This is a genomic window from Bacillus cereus group sp. BfR-BA-01379, from assembly GCF_022663605.1.
Lineage (GTDB): Bacteria > Bacillota > Bacilli > Bacillales > Bacillaceae_G > Bacillus_A > Bacillus_A mobilis.
In genome coordinates, this window is the sequence record NZ_JAKUFT010000182.1 from 1 (window position 1) to 653 (window position 653).

Here is a 653-nt window from a genome sequence, read left to right on the forward strand (position 1 = left end):
CTTTAAAGACAATGCTTCTTTCTTTCGTATCCATAATCGCTGGATACTTTGCCATGACCTTGCCGTTTTCCACTTTCAGTTCTACTGGACCCGGTTTAGAACCTTCTGCCTTCACACTGTTCTCCACATACTCTAATCCAGCTGGAATTTCATCTTCTACTTTAACCTCGGCTAGCTTCCCGTTTTCTACCGTATTTTTAAAACTAATTCGGTATTCTACTTCTTCTCCTAACTTCGGCTTCTTATTGTTTACAACCTTCTCTGCTTTCAGCTTACCGTCTTTATATTCTGGTGTAATCGTTACTTCTGAGGTCGTTGGATCTTTCGTATCATCAACAACTACTTTATTGACAATACCTTCGCCAATTTTGAAGTTTTCTTTTACTTTCGCTTTAAAGACGATACTTCTTTCTTCTGTATCCGTAATCTCTGGATATTTAGCAATTACTTTTCCATCTTTCACTTGCAGTTCTACCGGCTCTGGCTTAGATCCTTCTGCTTTCACACTTTCTTTCACATACTCTAATCCATTCGGTAAATCATCTTCTATTTTTACCTCTGTTAGTTTTCCGCTTTCTACCGTGTTTTTAAAGCTAATTCGGTATTCTACTTCTTCTCCTAACTTCGGTGACGGGCTATTTACTACTTTTTTC

Annotated in this window: 1 protein-coding gene; it reads right to left on the minus strand. The window is 38.1% G+C overall.

Annotation, left to right across the window (positions count from 1 at the left end; all coding sequences use genetic code 11):
- Positions 1-653: isopeptide-forming domain-containing fimbrial protein (locus MR113_RS27310; RefSeq protein WP_242257484.1), on the minus strand; the 653-nt coding region annotated here is incomplete at both ends.